19 protein-coding genes are annotated in these 15569 nt (G+C 61.5%); 7 read left to right on the top strand and 12 right to left on the bottom strand.

What is annotated here, in order from left to right; translation table 11 throughout:
* Window positions 1-174 precede the first annotated feature (174 nt).
* The 7 genes from rseP to NKJ26_RS00795 form a co-directional block, all read right to left on the bottom strand.
* Window positions 175-1317: an RIP metalloprotease RseP gene (rseP, locus tag NKJ26_RS00825; protein ID WP_352606378.1), complete on the bottom strand. Its 1143-nt coding sequence runs from the start codon at window positions 1315-1317 to the stop codon at window positions 175-177.
* Window positions 1318-1423: 106 nt separating this feature from the next.
* Complete coding sequence (locus tag NKJ26_RS00820; protein WP_352692997.1) at window positions 1424-2239, bottom strand: phosphatidate cytidylyltransferase; 816 nt, start codon at window positions 2237-2239, stop codon at window positions 1424-1426.
* On the bottom strand, window positions 2236-2970 hold the full coding sequence (locus NKJ26_RS00815; RefSeq protein ID WP_502903067.1) for an isoprenyl transferase: 735 nt from the start codon (window positions 2968-2970) through the stop codon (window positions 2236-2238). The genes NKJ26_RS00820 and NKJ26_RS00815 overlap by 4 nt, the downstream gene beginning before the upstream one ends.
* 32 nt (window positions 2971-3002) lie before the next feature.
* Window positions 3003-3557, bottom strand: coding sequence for a ribosome recycling factor (gene frr, locus NKJ26_RS00810; protein WP_352692995.1), 555 nt, complete (start codon window positions 3555-3557; stop codon window positions 3003-3005).
* A 110-nt stretch (window positions 3558-3667) separates the two neighbouring features.
* Entirely contained in the window at window positions 3668-4390 is a 723-nt protein-coding gene (pyrH, locus tag NKJ26_RS00805) for a UMP kinase (protein WP_027025102.1), read from the bottom strand.
* A 131-nt stretch (window positions 4391-4521) separates the two neighbouring features.
* On the bottom strand, window positions 4522-5631 hold the full coding sequence (locus tag NKJ26_RS00800; RefSeq protein ID WP_352692993.1) for an aldo/keto reductase: 1110 nt from the start codon (window positions 5629-5631) through the stop codon (window positions 4522-4524).
* A gap of 37 nt (window positions 5632-5668) precedes the next feature.
* Complete coding sequence (locus NKJ26_RS00795; RefSeq protein WP_352606385.1) at window positions 5669-6205, bottom strand: nuclear transport factor 2 family protein; 537 nt, start codon at window positions 6203-6205, stop codon at window positions 5669-5671.
* A gap of 114 nt (window positions 6206-6319) precedes the next feature.
* Between NKJ26_RS00795 and NKJ26_RS00790 the strand changes: the two genes are divergently transcribed.
* Window positions 6320-7240, top strand: a complete 921-nt coding sequence (locus NKJ26_RS00790; protein ID WP_352692991.1) for a LysR family transcriptional regulator — start codon at window positions 6320-6322, stop codon at window positions 7238-7240.
* Between the two features lie 35 nt (window positions 7241-7275).
* On the opposite strand, the gene tsf is transcribed toward NKJ26_RS00790, so the two are convergent.
* From tsf to NKJ26_RS00765, 5 genes are all read right to left on the bottom strand, one after another.
* On the bottom strand, window positions 7276-8196 hold the full coding sequence (gene tsf / locus NKJ26_RS00785) for a translation elongation factor Ts (RefSeq protein WP_027025106.1): 921 nt from the start codon (window positions 8194-8196) through the stop codon (window positions 7276-7278).
* A 108-nt stretch (window positions 8197-8304) separates the two neighbouring features.
* Window positions 8305-9087, bottom strand: a complete 783-nt coding sequence (rpsB, locus tag NKJ26_RS00780) for a 30S ribosomal protein S2 (RefSeq protein WP_352606391.1) — start codon at window positions 9085-9087, stop codon at window positions 8305-8307.
* 186 nt (window positions 9088-9273) lie between these two features.
* Entirely contained in the window at window positions 9274-9885 is a 612-nt protein-coding gene (locus NKJ26_RS00775) for a LysE family translocator (RefSeq protein ID WP_352692988.1), read from the bottom strand.
* Window positions 9882-10160, bottom strand: a complete 279-nt coding sequence (locus NKJ26_RS00770) for a DUF4031 domain-containing protein (RefSeq protein ID WP_352692986.1) — start codon at window positions 10158-10160, stop codon at window positions 9882-9884. Before NKJ26_RS00770 ends, NKJ26_RS00775 begins: the two co-directional genes overlap by 4 nt.
* Before the next feature lie 34 nt (window positions 10161-10194).
* Window positions 10195-11025 carry a cell envelope integrity EipB family protein gene (locus NKJ26_RS00765; protein WP_352692984.1) on the bottom strand — a complete coding sequence of 277 codons (831 nt, stop codon included), beginning with the start codon at window positions 11023-11025 and terminating at the stop codon, window positions 10195-10197.
* Between the two features lie 138 nt (window positions 11026-11163).
* On the opposite strand from NKJ26_RS00765, the gene NKJ26_RS00760 reads away from it, so the two are divergent.
* The 6 genes from NKJ26_RS00760 (at window position 11164) to NKJ26_RS00735 (ending at window position 15418) form a co-directional block, all read left to right on the top strand.
* Entirely contained in the window at window positions 11164-11628 is a 465-nt protein-coding gene (locus NKJ26_RS00760; RefSeq protein ID WP_352599354.1) for a RidA family protein, read from the top strand.
* A gap of 6 nt (window positions 11629-11634) precedes the next feature.
* The gene (locus NKJ26_RS00755; protein WP_352692982.1) at window positions 11635-12363 is read left to right on the top strand and encodes a glycerophosphodiester phosphodiesterase; all 729 of its coding nucleotides are present in this window, start codon (window positions 11635-11637) and stop codon (window positions 12361-12363) included.
* 56 nt (window positions 12364-12419) lie between these two features.
* On the top strand, window positions 12420-13634 hold the full coding sequence (locus tag NKJ26_RS00750) for a GNAT family N-acetyltransferase (RefSeq protein WP_352692980.1): 1215 nt from the start codon (window positions 12420-12422) through the stop codon (window positions 13632-13634).
* 92 nt (window positions 13635-13726) lie between these two features.
* Entirely contained in the window at window positions 13727-14164 is a 438-nt protein-coding gene (locus NKJ26_RS00745) for an HIT family protein (RefSeq protein ID WP_352693295.1), read from the top strand.
* A 118-nt stretch (window positions 14165-14282) separates the two neighbouring features.
* Window positions 14283-14855, top strand: a complete 573-nt coding sequence (locus NKJ26_RS00740; RefSeq protein ID WP_352692978.1) for a hypothetical protein — start codon at window positions 14283-14285, stop codon at window positions 14853-14855.
* Complete coding sequence (locus tag NKJ26_RS00735) at window positions 14789-15418, top strand: phosphatase PAP2 family protein (protein ID WP_352693293.1); 630 nt, start codon at window positions 14789-14791, stop codon at window positions 15416-15418. Before NKJ26_RS00740 ends, NKJ26_RS00735 begins: the two co-directional genes overlap by 67 nt.
* Window positions 15419-15569 lie beyond the last annotated feature (151 nt).

The raw sequence follows: 15569 nt of genomic DNA, 5'->3' as shown, positions 1-15569 counted from the left end.
CGGACGTGCGGTAATTTCCCGTACCGTATTAACCGGATTTTCCCTACACGCAAGGCTTCTGGTTAATTTGTATTTACTTAACCCTGGTGCGTGGCTTTCGCGTCACTCATATCCCCGTGCATGGTAAACGGCGTCTCAACATCGACCATGCCAAAGCCAAATTTCTTCATGATTTCAGCATCCAAACAGATCGTTCCAGAAAACGAACCCCATGAAGCACAGCACCAGAAGCAAACCGGCCCGATAGGCCATTTCCATCATCCGTTCCGACACCGGCCGGCGGATGACGGCTTCAACCCCGTAGAACAACAGATGACCGCCGTCGAGGGGGGGAATCGGCAAAAGGTTCAGAATACCGATCCCTACGGACAGCAGCGCAACGAGCTGCACCAGCCATTCGAATCCGAGTTTTGCCGCCCTGCCGGCCATGTCGGCGATCTTGACCGGGCCACCCAGCTGGCATTTGTCCTCACGACCGACAACGAAACGCTGCAGAAACTGTCCGGTGCGCTGGATGACGTGCCCGGTTTCCTCGACCGCCGCCGCAACCGCTCCCACCGGAGTGTAGGTGATGAGACGCGGCTGGCCGAGTTCCTTGTTGTTGACGACGCCGATCACGGCGACCTTGACCTTGTTGCCGAGTGCGTCCTCCTGCTCCATCAGGCGCGGCGTCGCGGTCACCGTGACTTCCTTGCCGTCACGCAGCATGACGAAAGTGATGGTATCGCCGCCGCGGCCTGAAACCAGCCGCTGGACATCGCCGAAGGTCAGGACCTTGCTGCCGTCGACGCTGACGAATCGGTCACCGGGCAAGATGCCGGCCTTCGCCGCCGGACTGTCGGCCGTGACTTCCGCCACCATGGGCTCCGCCACGTAACGGCCATAGGCCGAAAACAGCACGGCGAAGACGACGATCGTCAGCAGGAAATTGAACAGCGGCCCGGCCACCACCGTTGCCGCGCGCTTCCAGATCGGTTGCGTATGGAAGGCGACCTTGCGCTCCTCGTCGGTCAGTGTCTCGAGTTCTTCCGAACTGGGCTGGCTGGAGGTGGCGTTCATGTCGCCGACGAATTTGACATAGCCGCCAAGCGGTATCGCGCACAGCTTCCAGCGCGTGCCATGGCGGTCGTTGAAGCCGTAGAGTTCGGGGCCGAAGCCGATCGAGAACGCCTTCACGCCTATGCCGCACCAGCGGCCAACGAGATAATGGCCCATTTCGTGGACGAATACGACCACGGTAAGCACAAAGAGGAAAGGCACGAGCGTGCCGAGGACAAAGCCTTCTGTGCTGAAAAGCGCGTGAAGAATCTCGTTCAAGACAAACCTCAAATCCTTCCACGGCGCAGGGATAGTGCCGTGACTGTGACATCAATCCGGGCGAATCCAAGGCGCGCAGCGCCTCGGCGCCCTGAAATGCCACAACTCAAACAGGAAACAGCCCATGTGCCGGGTGATCGGCGCCCGCCAAAATCCAGCCGATGACGTATAGGGCGAAAGCCGCCGCGACAAGCCCATCGACACGGTCCATGACGCCGCCATGGCCAGGAATGATCGCGCCCGAATCCTTGCGGTCGTGCCGGCGCTTGACCCATGATTCGAACAGGTCGCCGGCCTGGGCGACAATCGACAGCACGAGCGCCACAAGGCCAAGCAGCGCCAGATTGCCGGTACCGGCAATGGCGGCCAGGACGAGCCCCGCGACGACGCCGCCAACGGCTCCGCCGAGCGCACCGCTGCGCGTCTTGCCGGGCGAAATCGACGGCGCGAGTTTCGGACCGCCGACGGCACGCCCAACGAAATAGGCGAAAATGTCGGTTGCCCAGACCACAGCGAACAGGAACAGGATGGCGACGAGACCCGAACGGTCGCCGTCCCGCAGCAGGGCGAGCGACAGACCGGATACACTGGCATAGGCAAGACCGCTGGCGTCCCATTGCCCGGTCCTGCGAACCGTGGCGGCAATCGCCGTTATGGCGACCAGAATCACGACAAGCGGCAGCAGCCAGGATGCCGAAAGGCCGGCGATCAAGGCGCCGATGAAGATCGCGGCCAGCGCTTCCGGCAGGAAACCGAGGCCCGGGACCCCGGCCGGACGCGACATGCGTGTCCACTCATAAAAGATCACCGCCGAAATGACGGCGCACAGCAATCGGAAGGGCAGACCGCCGAGCCAGGTCAGGCCAAGGGCGACGACGGCGAGCACCACCGCGGAAACGACGCGAAGTTGGAGATTGCTCATCCCGCTGCCGGCCGCGAAGCGACGTCTTGCGGGTCCAATCCGCCGAAGCGGCGTTCGCGGCCGGCAAATTCGCGCAAAGCCTCGGCAAGGTGCTCACGGCTGAAGTCCGGCCAGTAGCAAGGCAGGAAGACCAGCTCGCTATAGGCAGCTTGCCATAGCAGGAAGTTGGAAAGCCGAAGCTCGCCGCTGGTGCGTATGACCAGTTCGGGATCTGGAATGCCCTGAGTGTCGAGAGCGCCGGCAAAGCTTTCGGCTGATATCGCCTCGCTGTCGAGCTCGCCGCGCGCCACGGCCGCGGCAAGCTTGCGCGCCGTGCGCACGATCTCGTCGCGTCCGCCATAGTTGAAGGCGATCACCAGCGTCAGTGCTTCATTACCCGATGTCAGCGATTCGGCCTCGTCGAGCAGTCCTCTGATATCGGGCTGCAGCCCTGCCCTGTCGCCGATGATCCTGACGCGCACGCCGCTCTGGTGCAGTTCGGCCAGATCGCGGCGGATGAACAGCTTCAACAGCCCCATCAGGTCGCTGACTTCGGACTTCGGACGCGACCAGTTTTCCGACGAGAAGGCATAGACGGTCAGGAAGGAAATGCCGAGGCCGGGTGCCGCGCGCACCGTCTTGCGCAGCGCCTCGACCCCAGCCCGATGACCGGCAAGCCTCGGCAGGCCGCGCGCCTTGGCCCAGCGTCCGTTTCCATCCATGATGATCGCGACATGCGCGGGCGTTGCCATGATCTCGCTTTCGGATCGGCCTATGGCCAACCCTAAACCTGCATGATTTCAGCTTCCTTTTCGGAAAGCAGATGGTCGATGGTGCTGATCGTCTCGTCGGTGAGCTTCTGGACCTGGTCCGAACGCTTGCGCTGATCGTCCTCGCTGATGTCTCCGTCCTTCTCCGCCTTTTTCAGGAAGTCCATGCCGTCGCGGCGCACATGGCGCGCGGCGATGCGGGCGTTCTCGGCGTAGCCGTGCGAGATCTTGACCAGTTCCTTGCGGCGCTGCTCATTGAGTTCAGGCAGCGGAATCCTGAGATTGGTGCCATCGACGATCGGGTTGAAGCCGAGATTGGATTCACGGATGGCGCGGTGGACCGCCCCGACCATGGACTTGTCCCAGACCGATACCGAAATCATCCGCGGCTCCGGCACCGAAACGTTGGCCACCTGATTGATCGGCATGGAGGTGCCATAGGCCTGAACCTGGATCGCGTCGAGCAGATTGCTGGAGGCGCGACCGGTCCGCAGCGAAGCCAGATCGTGCTTGAACGCCGCGATCGCCCCGTCCATGCGCCGTTTGAGATCGTCGTACTCACCACTCATCTTAGTCTCCTCGACCCGTCTGACGCGGGTTCACTGCTTCAGGGCGCCGCCCCACGTTCGAGCCTGATTTTCGAAAGCCGGTTTTCCCGTTTTCGGGACCAGGCCCCGGCTCAATCGTCAGCGACGACCGTGCAGCGGCCGCCGCCCCTTAGAATATCGCCGAAACCACCCTTTTCGTGGATCGAATAGACGATTATCGGAATGTTATTTTCGCGCGCAAGTGCAATCGCTGCCGTATCCATGATGGAAAGACCCCGATTTATGACTTCGGCGTGGCTGATGCGCTCGAAACGTGTCGCATGCGGGTCCTTTTTCGGGTCGGCCGAATAGACACCATCGACCTGGGTGCCCTTGAACAGCGCGTCGGCACCGATCTCGGCCGCGCGAAGCGCCGCCGCCGAATCGGTGGTGAAGAACGGATTGCCGGTGCCGCCGGCAAAGATCACGACCTTGCCCTGGTTCATGTAGGCCGTCGCCTGGCGCTGCGAAAAGCTCTCGCAAAGCTCGGGCATGGCAATCGCCGAAAGCACCACGGCGTCGACGCCGATCTTGTTCAACGATGTGCGCAGTGCCAGCGAGTTGATGACCGTGGCAAGCATGCCCATGTGGTCGCCGGTGACGCGGTCACCGCCCTTGGAGGCAACGGCCACGCCACGAAAGATATTTCCGCCGCCGATGACGACGCCAACCTCGATGCCCAATGCGCGGGCTTCGGCGATGTCGGCGGCGATCCGATCCACCACCGAAACGTCGATGCCGAAATGTTGTTCGCCCATCAACGCTTCGCCCGACGCTTTCAACAAGACACGTCGGTAGAGGGGCTTCACCGTCATCTGGTCCTCGTCATTTTGCGTGGCGCATCCTGGCCGGCATTCGTAACGCGCCGTCCCAAAAACACTGGGTTCCGATACACGAAGGGCGCCGCGATGTCACGCGGCGCCCGTGCGGGAAATTCCCGGATTGGTCAGCTTGTGGACACGCTGGCGGATTCGCCCTCGACAAGCACCGGCGACGTATAGCCGGAGGGCTTGTCGCCGGTTACCGCACCGCCGGTGACGCGCGCTTGTATCTCCGATCCGAAATAGGAATAGGGAAATGGTGCCGGAATGCTGCTGACAAGATCCAGCCGTTCGCGAAGCGCGGCGGGGATCTCGAAATCCAGCGCACCAAGATTGTCCCGCATCTGGGCTGGTGTCGTCGCTCCAAGGATGACGGTAGCGACGCCCGGCTGTGTCGCCACCCAGTTGAGCGCAACCTGGGGCATGCTGCGGGCAAGATCCGATGCGACCTTCTCAAGTTCGGCCACGATAGCCCAATTGCGCTGCGTGAACTTCTGGAATCCCGGATGCGTCGAGTTGCGGAAGCCGTCGAGCCGCCCGGCATTTCCTGTCTGCGTTGGTCGATATTTGCCGCTGAGCAAACCACTGGCCAACGGGCTCCAGACCATGATGCCGGCGCCATGGCGCGTGCCGAAAGGCACGAACTCGTGCTCGATCGCGCGCTCGGCCAACGAATATTCGAGCTGCAAAGCCGAGACCGGCTCGTAGCCGCGCAGCTCGGCGATCGCCTGCGCCCGTCCCGCATACCATGCCGGCACGTCGGACAGGCCGACATGACGCACCTTGCCCATCCGCACCAGGTCATCGAGCGTGCGCATGACCTCTTCGGCCGGCGTCAGCCTATCCCAGATATGCAAGAGATAGAGGTCGATATAGTCGGTGCCCAAGCGCTTCAGCGACGCATCGACCGCCCGCATGATGTTCTTGCGGCCGTTGCCGCCCGCATTCGGATTGCCGGGCTGCATGTTCATGGCGAACTTGCTGGCGATTACCGCCTTGTCGCGCAGCCCGCGCTCGGCGATGAATTCACCAAGCCAGGCTTCGGCAGTGCCGCCGGTGTAGAGGTCCGCTGTATCGAAGAAATTGCCGCCAGCCTCGACATAGGCGTCGAACATTTCCCGCGCGGCCTGCTTTTCGGCGCCCCAGCCCCACTCCGTTCCGAAGGTCATGGTGCCGAGTGCCAGGCGCGTGACGCGCAATCCGCTGTTGCCGAGCGTATAATAGGACATGGTCATGATCGTCTCCCGATAATTGGTGATGAACGCCGCGGCGTCACTGTCCAGGGGTCGTCTTGACCCACGGATTGCCGCGCTCATGCGTCATGCGGAACGTGAAGCCGTCCACCTTCCAGCTGGCGCCGGAACGCGTCAGATGGTGCTCGTAGGTGCCCCAGACTTCCCAGAGCGGGTCGCCATTGCCTTCCATCCGGTTCCAGGCATAGCCGTTCGAAAGGACAGTCGCCGTGTCCGCCTCGATAACGACCTGATGATTGGTGCGCAGATGCAGGCTTGTCTTGCTGCCCTTGAGGTTCCCGGCCCAGGCACCGATCAGATCGTCGGAGGCGATGTTGGCCGCGGGCTGTCCCGACAGGCTGCTGAAATCAGCGGTGACCCGATCCGCGAAATAGCTGCGGGCGAGCTTCCAGTCCTGTGCGTCGACGGCGCGGTCGATGCCGTCGGCGATACGGATGACGGCACGCTCGTCAGCGAGCGCCTGCCAGTCGGGTGTCTCAAATGTCGCGGCGCCCCCGGCATCGACCGGCGCCAGGGCAATGCCTGCCGCGAAGGTGACGTGCTTCAACGCATTCATGTGTCTTCTCCTTGTGCATCGGCCCACCGCCCGTGTGCTGGCGACAATGTGGGCCAGCGCGCAGCCATCGATAAGATTGCGTTGTTCGCAAGGACTATGCGATATCCTTCATGAATGGATCGAGATCTTCTTAGCCATCTGCCAGTGGTGGTCGCCGTTGCCCGGCGGGGCGGCTTCGCGCTTGCCGCGGCCGAACTCGGCATGAGTCCTTCCGCGGTCAGCCACGCCGTGCGCCTGGTGGAGGAGCGCATCGGTCAGCCGTTGTTCGCGCGTACGACGCGCAGCGTTTCGCTGACGGAAGCCGGAAAGGCGCTGGTGGAGACGGCGGCCCCTGCCCTTCAGGACATTGGCGAGCGGATGGATCGGATCCGTGCGATCAAGGGCAAGCCATCTGGCCTGCTCAAGATCAATGTTTCCAACATCGCTATCCCGTTGGCGGTGACGCCCGTGGTCGCAGCAATGGCCGAGCGATATCCTGATGTGACGGTGGAGCTGTTCACCGATCAACGGCTTGTCGACATTGTCGGCGAGGGTTTCGACGCCGGCATCCGGTTGGGTGAGATGATCGCGCAGGACATGGTCACGGTCCGGCTGACGCCGCCCTTTCACGCCGTGATCGTTGCCTCCCCCGCGTATCTCGGACGGCATGGCCGTCCGCGCGATGTGGCCGACCTCGCGGACCACAACTGCATCGGTTACCGGCTGGTTCGGTCCGGAGCGCTCTACCGCTGGGACCTGAGTGAGAACGGCAAGGATCTCGTCGTCGAGACGCGCGGCACCACCATCGTTACCGATTCGCTTGCCGCTATCGATCTCGCTCTTGCGGGGCTGGGCCTTGCCTATGTCTTCGAGCCGCTGGTGCGCGCGGACCTTGCCGCTGGCCGCCTCGTCCAGATCCTGCCGCAAACGGCGATCGAGGAACCTGGACTGTTCCTCTACTTTCCGCGGCGGGCGGCGATGGCGCCGAAACTCAGGGCCTTTATCGATACCGCAAACGAAATCGGCCGGGCGGCCCTGCGGACGCCCGGCCGATAAATCCAGTCGAAAGGATAGAGCGCCCGAAGGCGACCTTACTTCTTGACCGCCGCCGCGACTTCCGCCGCAAAATCGGTCGCTTCCTTCTCGATGCCTTCGCCCAGCGCGAAGCGCAGATAGGCGGATATTTTGGCCGGAGCGCCGATATCCTTCTCCGCATCCTTCAGCGCCTTCTCGACGGTGATGTCGGGATTGAGCACGAAAGCCTGCTTCAGGAGCACGACCTCTTCATAGAACTTGCGCAAGCGGCCCTCGACCATCTTCTCGATGATCGCTTCCGGCTTGCCCGACTGGCGCGCCTGGTCGGCGAAGATCGCCTTCTCGCGCTCGACCGCTGCCGGATCGAGCTCTTCGGTCGTCAGCGCCATCGGGTTGGTGGCGGCGACATGCATGGCCACCTGGCGGGCAAACGCGTTGGCCGCATGCTCGTTGCCCGTGGTCTCGATGGCAACCAGCACACCGAGCTTGCCAAGGCCGTCGGCAACCGCGTTGTGGACGTAGGTGGCGACCGCTCCGTGCGGAACGGTGAGCTTGGCCGAACGGCGGAAGCCCAGGTTCTCGCCGATCGTGCCGACGGCGTCCTTGATGGCCTCGGTAACCGACTTGTCGGAGCCCGGATACTTGGCGGCGGCAACCGCCTCGGTCGTGCCATAGGCGAGCGCAACCTTGGCCACGTTGGCGACGATTTCCTGGAAAGCCCCGTTGCGGGCCACGAAGTCGGTCTCGGAATTGACCTCGACGACCGCGGCCTCGCGGACGCCGGAATCGACACCGATCAGACCTTCGGCGGCGGTGCGGCCGGCCTTTTTGTCGGCCTTGGAAATGCCCTTCTTGCGCAACCAGTCGACGGCTTCTTCCATGTTGCCGTTGGTCTCGTTCAACGCCGCCTTGCAGTCCATCATGCCCGCGCCGGTCAAGTCGCGGAGTTCTTTGACCTGTGCAGCCGAAATGCTCATTGTCGCCTCTTTGTTTCAAATGCGCCGACGCACCATCGAATCTCGACGGTGCGTCCGTTTAACGCGCAAAATATGAGAAAGATGAAGGCCGTGGTCCGGCCTTCGCTATCACGCTTCCGGAGCTTGCGCCGCCGGAGTTTCGTCGAGAGCCGGCTCGACCGGAGCTTCCACCGAGGCACCGACATCGACGCCGAGCGCGCCCTGCTGGCGAGCGATGCCGTCGATTGCCGCCTTGGCGATCAGGTCGCAGTAGAGCTGGATGGCGCGCGCCGCGTCATCATTGCCGGGGATCGGGAAATCGATCTTGTCCGGATCGCAGTTCGAATCGATGATGGCGACGACCGGGATGCCGAGCCGCTTGGCCTCGAGGATGGCGATCGCTTCCTTGTTGGTGTCGATCACGAACATCAGGTCGGGCGTCGAGCCCATGTCCTTGATGCCGCCCAGCGCCTTGTCGAGCTTCTCGCGCTCGCGGTCGAGGTTTAGGCGCTCTTTTTTGGTCAGGCCCTGGGCCTCGCCGGCCAGCATCTCGTCGAGCTTGCGCAGGCGCTGGATCGAGTTCGAGATCGTCTTCCAGTTGGTCAGCATGCCGCCGAGCCAACGCGAATTGACATAGTACTGGGCAGAACGCTGGGCCGCGTCGGCGACGATGTCCGACGCCTGGCGCTTGGTGCCGACGAACAGCACGCGGCCGCCCTTGGCGACGGTGTCGGAGACCTGCTTCAGCGCCTGGTGCAGCAAAGGCACCGTCTGCGAGAGGTCGATGATGTGGATGTTGTTGCGGGCGCCATAGATGTAAGGCGCCATCTTCGGGTTCCAGCGGTGGGTCTGGTGGCCGAAGTGAATGCCAGCTTCCAAAAGCTGGCGCATGCTGAAATCAGGCAGAGCCATTCTCATTTTCCTTTCCGGTTAGCCTCCACGGACACAGGCATTTCTGGACGAAGTCCTCGAACGCCACCGGAGGTTTCAGCCGGATTTCTCCCGGCAGACACCAAAGTCCGTGTGTGGAATGAGCGCGCATATAGAGGGGAAGCGCGACAAACGCAAGCCGTGAGGTGCCGTGAGGTGCTTCACCGCTCAGCGTGCGGCAATCAGCGCTCCGGTGCCGATCATGGCGCTGCCGGCAAATCTGTTCATCAGCCGCATCCGTCTCGGTGTCCTGAACCAGCCCGATGCCCGACCCGCCAGCGCTGCATAGATGCCCATCGTGAGAATATTGACGCTGATCACGACGAGGACCACCAGCAGACCGTCGGCGAAGGTCATGGTGTCGAGATTGAGGATCAGCGGCATGATCGAGGCATGAAACAGAATCGCCTTCGGGTTGCCGAGCGCAATGGACGCGCCGAGCAGGAACGACCGAGACAATCCCGCTTGAGGAGCCTGGAGGTCGTTGGCTTGTATGGCGGCAGCTCGCCACATCCTGACGCCGAGAAAGATCAGATAGGCAGCGCCCGCATATTTCAACAGCAGAAAGATCCATTCGAACGTCTGCGCCAACGCCACCAGCCCGAGCAATGCGAGCGTCACCAGCACCGCATCGCCTGCTGCAACCCCAACGCCAGCCATGAAAGCACGGAGGAAACCGCGAGACACGCCATTGGTGATGACCGCGAACATCGCCGGTCCCGGCGTCGCGGCGGCCAGCGTGATCGCGGCGCAATAGGCCAGAAATGCCGTCAAAGTCATCGCCGTGTCTTCCCGTTCGGCACGCGTACCCGCCGGAAGATCGCAACGATCTCCTCGCGGCTGCATTCCATGGCGCCGAGCCGCACCGCGCGGTCGCGCTCGAAGCCGGTTATGTCATAGTGGGGAGCCGATGTCTTGGGCGGCCCCTGGTAGGACGAACGCTTGACGCCGAGCTCGGCGGCGAACCGATGCAACTCGTCCATATCGTCGGCCAGCAGATGGCACCAGCGATGGCCGGCCCACTTCCAGATCGCCGCATCGACATAGACAGCCATCAAGCTTGCCGTGGCGCTCAATTCCGCGCTGCTGCTATTTCGACGCCGGGCAAGGCTTCGATTGGTCGAACAGCGACAGGTTGACCAGCTTGCCGGTCATCGAGAACTGGCCATAATCCATCACGAGGTCGCGCGTGATGCCGTTCTCATGCAGCTTGAAACTGATCCGGTATTCCGGCACCTCCTCGCCATCCTTGGTACTGTCGTCGAAATAGGCTATGTCGACCGGCCAGTACTTGTCGGTGGCGAGCTTCGCCAGCGCCGGCGCTTCCGGATCGGCTTTGTCGCCATCAGTCTTCTTTCCGACGACGACGGTGGTCGCCATGACCTTATTGGCGTCCTCCGAACCGTCGAACAGGTTTGTCTGGTAGAAGTTTTCGCCTTTCTCGGCCTTGCCGATCAGTTCGACCAGATGCTGGGTCGGAAACTGGGTGGCGGCGAGCTCCAGACTGTTCTTTTCGGGCTTGTCAATATCGACCTTGAGCCCTTTCGTGTCCTTCGTGGCGACGCCCTTGACCTCTTTGTCGAGGTTCTGGTCGACAAAGGATTTGGTCACGAATGAAAAGGTCTTGCCTTCGGCATCCTCGAAAGTGGTCGTCTGCTGATCGGTCAGCTTCGTGCTGTCAGTGGTGACGATCTGGGTGACGAAACGGAATTTCACCGTATAGCCTTCGCAGGCCGAACCGTTGAACTCATAGACCATCCGGCCGGTGATACCGGTGATGCCGGAGCGATCGTCCGCCTTGTTCAGCGACAGGTCATAGACGGCGCGGTGCGCTTGCAGCGCCGGCACGGCGAAGGCGGGGCCTATCGAGAAGACTGCCGACAACAGAACGGCGTTGAATGCAAGGCGCGTTGCGCGCATGAGGTGCTCCGATCGTCGCGGCTGATGGCAGGCCGCAGGTAAAGATGGCCCAGCTTAAAAAAAGTCGTGGCGGAAGCGAGGCAAAAATAGCAGTTTCGGCCCGGCCAGCGCGGCACCTTCCAGCAATAGGGAAAAGCAATGAGTGAAACAATCGAAAAGCGGCTAACCGATCTGGGCGTGACGCTTCCCGTTGCCGCCGCGCCTGCCGCCAACTACGTGCCCTACAGCAGGACCGGCAGCCTGCTGTTCACCGCCGGACAATTGCCGCTCAAGGACGGCAAGCTGCAGGCAAGTGGTCTGCTCGGCCGCGACGTCGACACCGCCGCCGGCAAGGACGCGGCAAAATACTGCGCGATCAACATTCTGGCGCAGGCCAAGGCTGCACTCGGCGATCTCGAGAAGATCCGCAAGCTGGTGAAGATCACCGTCTTCGTTGCGTCGGCGTCGGATTTCATCGAGCAGCATCTGGTTGCCAACGGTGCATCCGATTTCCTGGTCGCCGCCCTTGGCGAACGCGGCAAGCATGCCCGCTCCGCCGTCGGCACCGCCTCGCTGCCGCTTAATGCCGCAGTGGAAATCGAAGCGATCTTCGAAGTCGAGTGAAACACCATGACCGACCTATCCTGGCTGGCTGCCCGGCCCGTTGCGCACCGCGGCTTCCACGACATGAACAAGACGCGCTGGGAAAACACGCTTTCCGCCTTTGCCGCGGCAGCCGAGCGCGGCTATGCCATCGAATGCGATGTGCATCTGTCCTCGGACGGCGTTCCGGTCATCATCCATGATCAGGATCTGCAAAGGCTGACCGGACAGGACGGTTTCGTCTGGCAACGCACCGCGGCCGAGCTTGCGACGTTCAAGGTCGGCGGCACGTCGGACCATGTGCCGACGCTGCAGGAGGCGCTCGACCTGGTCGATGGCCGCGTGCCGATGGTCGTCGAACTGAAAGGAGTTCCAAGCCGTGACGAAGGCTTGGTGGCGCGCGTCGGCAAGATGCTCAAGCGCTATCGGGGCAAGGCGGCGATCATGTCGTTCGATCACTGGCTGATCCGCGACTTTGCCAAACATGCGCCGGGCATTCCCGGCGGACTGACCGCCTACGGCAAGGATGCCAAATTGATCGAGGCGCATTTCGCCATGCTGGCGCACGAGCTCGCCTTCACCTCTTATGCCGCAGGCGACTTGCCGAATCCCTTCGTCAGCTTCGTGCGTGAAAAGCTCAAAATGCCGGTCATCACCTGGACGGTGCATGACCAGCCGGCGATCGACCTCACCTTCAAATACGCCGACCAGATGACGTTCGAAGGGTTCGAACCCGACCTGGTCGATGTCGCCTGAAGCCGAGTGCCTGAAACGTGACTTGTAGCGGCCTGAGCGGAGCTTAAATAAGCCTCATGGATCAAGGCGACGACTGCGACGGCCAGACAGCAAATGCGGACTATTCGATCCGCGTCGCCGCCGGCATCGGCGCTTTCACCCCGGATGAATGGAATAGCCTCGGTGGGACCGCGCGCGGCGATGCGGAAGACGACTATAACCCACTCGTTTCCCTTGCTTTTTTGAGTGCCCTCGAGGATTCCGGCTGTGCCGTGCGACGCACCGGCTGGCAAGGCCATCATCTGCGGCTGGAGAATGCGCAAGGCAGGCTGCTTGGCGCGGTTCCTTGTTACCTCAAATCGCACAGCCAGGGCGAATATGTGTTCGACCATGGCTGGTCCGATGCCTTCGAACGAGCCGGCGGCCGCTACTATCCCAAGCTGCAATGCTCGGTGCCGTTCTCGCCGGTTACCGGCCCTCGCCTGCTGGTCGCCAAGGACGAGGACGCCGGCAGCGTCAAGGCCGGGCTGGCGGCGGGCCTGAAGGCAGTCACGGAGAAACTCGGCGTTTCCTCCGCGCACGTCACCTTCGCGCGCGAGAGCGACGTCGAGGTGCTGGAAGCGGCGGGATTCCTGCATCGCACCGACCAGCAGTTCCATTTCGTCAATGACGGCTTTTCAACCTATGACGACTTCCTCGCCACGCTTGCCTCGCGCAAGCGCAAGGCGATGAAGAAGGAGAGGCGCGAGGCGCTTGCCGACGGCATCTCGATCGACTGGCTGACGGGCAAGGACCTGACTGAAAAGGCCTGGGATGATTTCTTCGCCTTCTACATGGATACCGGCAGCCGCAAATGGGGCCGGCCGTACCTGAACCGGCAATTCTTCTCGCTGATCGGCGAACGTATGGCCGACGACATCCTGCTGGTGATGGCCAGGCGCAACGGCCGCTACATTGCCGGCGCGATAAATTTCATCGGCTCCGATGCTCTCTACGGCCGCAACTGGGGCTGCATCGAGGATCATCCCTTCCTGCATTTCGAGGTCTGCTATCACCAGGCGATCGACTTCGCCATCCAACGCAAGCTGAAGGTGGTCGAGGCGGGCGCGCAGGGCGAGCACAAACTGGCGCGCGGCTACCGGCCCGTGACGATGCACTCCGCGCACTACATCGCGCATCCTGGCCTGCGCAATGCGGTTGCCGACTATCTCAGGCGCGAACGACGCGAGGTCGAGCGGATGAGCGAATATCTGGAAGAGCACACGCCGTTCCGCAAAGATCTGGAGGAGTAGCGACCGGGCCGCGCCGATGGGCAGGATCGATGATCATCTTGCCGAGTTTCGACGGCTTCGCTACACGAGAGGCACAATCGGGAGCCTTCGCCATGGCCGAAACCGCCTACGAAACCGACAACATCTTCGCCAAGATCTTGCGCGGCGAAATTCCCTCGCATCGCGTCTACGAGGACGAGGCGGTCATCGCCTTCATGGATGTGATGCCGCAGGGGCCGGGCCACACGCTGGTGGTGCCAAAGGCACCGTCGCGCAACTTGCTCGACGCCGATCCGTCAACCTTCGGTCCGCTTTTCTTGGTCGTCCAGAACGTGGCGCGGGCAGTCAAACGAGCCTTCGGCGCCGACGGCGTTACCGTCATGCAGTTCAATGAGCCGGCCTCGGGGCAGACCGTCTTCCACCTGCATGTGCATGTCATCCCGCGTTTTGACGGCACCCCGTTGAAGCCGCACTCGGGCGCAATGGAAAAGCCTGAAGTGCTGGCGCAGAATGCCGGGAAGATACGGGCCGCGCTCGCCGCAAAATCTTAGGTCTTTGTAAACCGAGCGATCATCGCGGCGGCTTGGACGACCACCCAGCGGCTGCTTTCTTAATACTCCAGCAAGCCTTGCGAGGCATTTCTCACGTCTCACGCGAGAGGGGCATGCATTGCAAGATACTTTCGAATATTTGAGCCGGCGGTCCGGGGCCAATGATGATGCCGCTTTCTCAAAACTCTTGGTCGAATCGTTTCTTCGGCACCGCATTATTCATGCGGTTGCGCTGTTTACTCTGGGATTAGGCTTTGCGGTTGGCGCCCGGATCGGGAATTTGCCGGATTTCGCATTGCTTTATGAATATGCCTTTTATCTGGTGGTCTATTTCTGGATTTTTGGATGTGGATATGCAGCGTTCCGGTTGCTTCAACTGGCGTTGGTCGATCGCGAAAAATCGCCGGCCAAGCATTTGTTGGTTTCCTTCCGGCAATTGATGGCCGATAGAAACCGTATTGCCAATGGCGTGAACGGCCTTGCCGCGATCTTGATTTTTGTTTCCGGTTTCTCAGTGCTGAAGGGCGCTGTCGCCGTACTGGCGCCTTTCTCGTGGGACCAGGCCATTGCACAGTTCAGCACCAAGCTGCATTTCGGTCCGCTTCTTACCACTGGCTTTGGTGGATTCTTGAAAGCCCGCCAGCCATCAGTCTTCTTAATTTCTGCTACAATTTCTGGTTTGCGGTGCTGATCATGATTGTCTTTTCAAGTGTCGCGGCAACCCGCGACACTCTTCTTCGTCATCAGTTTCTGCTCAGCTTCATGCTGCTCTGGCTGATCGGCGGCTTCTTCGTTGCTTTGACATTTTCATCCGCGGGCCCTTGCTACTTTGCAAGGTTAGGTTTTGGCGATCTCTATCAGCCGCTCATGGACGCACTTCAATCGGCGAATAACCACTATCCGATCTGGGCACTGTCCGTGCAGGACCGGTTGTGGAACGGCTATGAGGGTGTGTCTTCAGGAACCATGGGCATATCAGCGTTCCCTTCCATTCATGTCGCGTCATCCGTGCTTTTTGCGCTGTATGCAACGAGGCTGTCTCCACGGCTGGGCGTCGCAATGTGGATATTCGCGGCGATCATCATGCTCGGGTCCGTGGTTCTTGGGTGGCACTACGCCCCGGACGGCTACGCGGGTATACTGATCTCGGTCGCCATCTGGAAAATCACCGGAGTGGTATTGTCCCGGACGACCATTGCTTCCTGTTTCGCGAGCGAGATTCCTTTGGCCCGCCCAGAAGCTTCGTCGGTATAGTCAGGAGCGCTGGTGGTTGCGAGGGACGGATCCACAAGCCTCTGAAAGCTATTGGGTACGCCGCTCCCGGTAGACGCCATTCGCGGATCGCATCCGCACAATGCACAGGGCTCACCCCATTGTTCGAATGAAAAAAGCCCCGTTTCCGGGG

The sequence above is a fragment of the Mesorhizobium sp. M0152 genome (assembly GCF_040322415.1).
GTDB lineage: Bacteria > Pseudomonadota > Alphaproteobacteria > Rhizobiales > Rhizobiaceae > Mesorhizobium.
The sequence above is the reverse complement of the archived record's forward strand: the minus strand, read 5'-3'. Positions and strand labels throughout refer to the sequence as shown.

Excerpts from the sequence above, each read along its gene's own strand:
- NKJ26_RS00820 (WP_352692997.1), bottom strand. The coding sequence starts at position 2,239 with ATGAGCAATCTCCAACTTCGCGTCGTTTCCGCGGTGGTGCTCGCCGTC.
- NKJ26_RS00815 (WP_502903067.1), bottom strand. The coding sequence starts at position 2,970 with ATGGCAACGCCCGCGCATGTCGCGATCATCATGGATGGAAACGGACGC.
- frr (WP_352692995.1), bottom strand. The coding sequence starts at position 3,557 with ATGAGTGGTGAGTACGACGATCTCAAACGGCGCATGGACGGGGCGATC.
- pyrH (WP_027025102.1), bottom strand. The coding sequence starts at position 4,390 with ATGACGGTGAAGCCCCTCTACCGACGTGTCTTGTTGAAAGCGTCGGGC.
- NKJ26_RS00800 (WP_352692993.1), bottom strand. The coding sequence starts at position 5,631 with ATGACCATGTCCTATTATACGCTCGGCAACAGCGGATTGCGCGTCACG.
- NKJ26_RS00795 (WP_352606385.1), bottom strand. The coding sequence starts at position 6,205 with ATGAATGCGTTGAAGCACGTCACCTTCGCGGCAGGCATTGCCCTGGCG.
- NKJ26_RS00790 (WP_352692991.1), top strand. The coding sequence starts at position 6,320 with ATGGATCGAGATCTTCTTAGCCATCTGCCAGTGGTGGTCGCCGTTGCC.
- tsf (WP_027025106.1), bottom strand. The coding sequence starts at position 8,196 with ATGAGCATTTCGGCTGCACAGGTCAAAGAACTCCGCGACTTGACCGGC.
- rpsB (WP_352606391.1), bottom strand. The coding sequence starts at position 9,087 with ATGGCTCTGCCTGATTTCAGCATGCGCCAGCTTTTGGAAGCTGGCATT.
- NKJ26_RS00775 (WP_352692988.1), bottom strand. The coding sequence starts at position 9,885 with ATGACTTTGACGGCATTTCTGGCCTATTGCGCCGCGATCACGCTGGCC.
- NKJ26_RS00770 (WP_352692986.1), bottom strand. The coding sequence starts at position 10,160 with ATGGCTGTCTATGTCGATGCGGCGATCTGGAAGTGGGCCGGCCATCGC.
- NKJ26_RS00765 (WP_352692984.1), bottom strand. The coding sequence starts at position 11,025 with ATGCGCGCAACGCGCCTTGCATTCAACGCCGTTCTGTTGTCGGCAGTC.
- NKJ26_RS00760 (WP_352599354.1), top strand. The coding sequence starts at position 11,164 with ATGAGTGAAACAATCGAAAAGCGGCTAACCGATCTGGGCGTGACGCTT.
- NKJ26_RS00755 (WP_352692982.1), top strand. The coding sequence starts at position 11,635 with ATGACCGACCTATCCTGGCTGGCTGCCCGGCCCGTTGCGCACCGCGGC.
- NKJ26_RS00750 (WP_352692980.1), top strand. The coding sequence starts at position 12,420 with ATGGATCAAGGCGACGACTGCGACGGCCAGACAGCAAATGCGGACTAT.
- NKJ26_RS00745 (WP_352693295.1), top strand. The coding sequence starts at position 13,727 with ATGGCCGAAACCGCCTACGAAACCGACAACATCTTCGCCAAGATCTTG.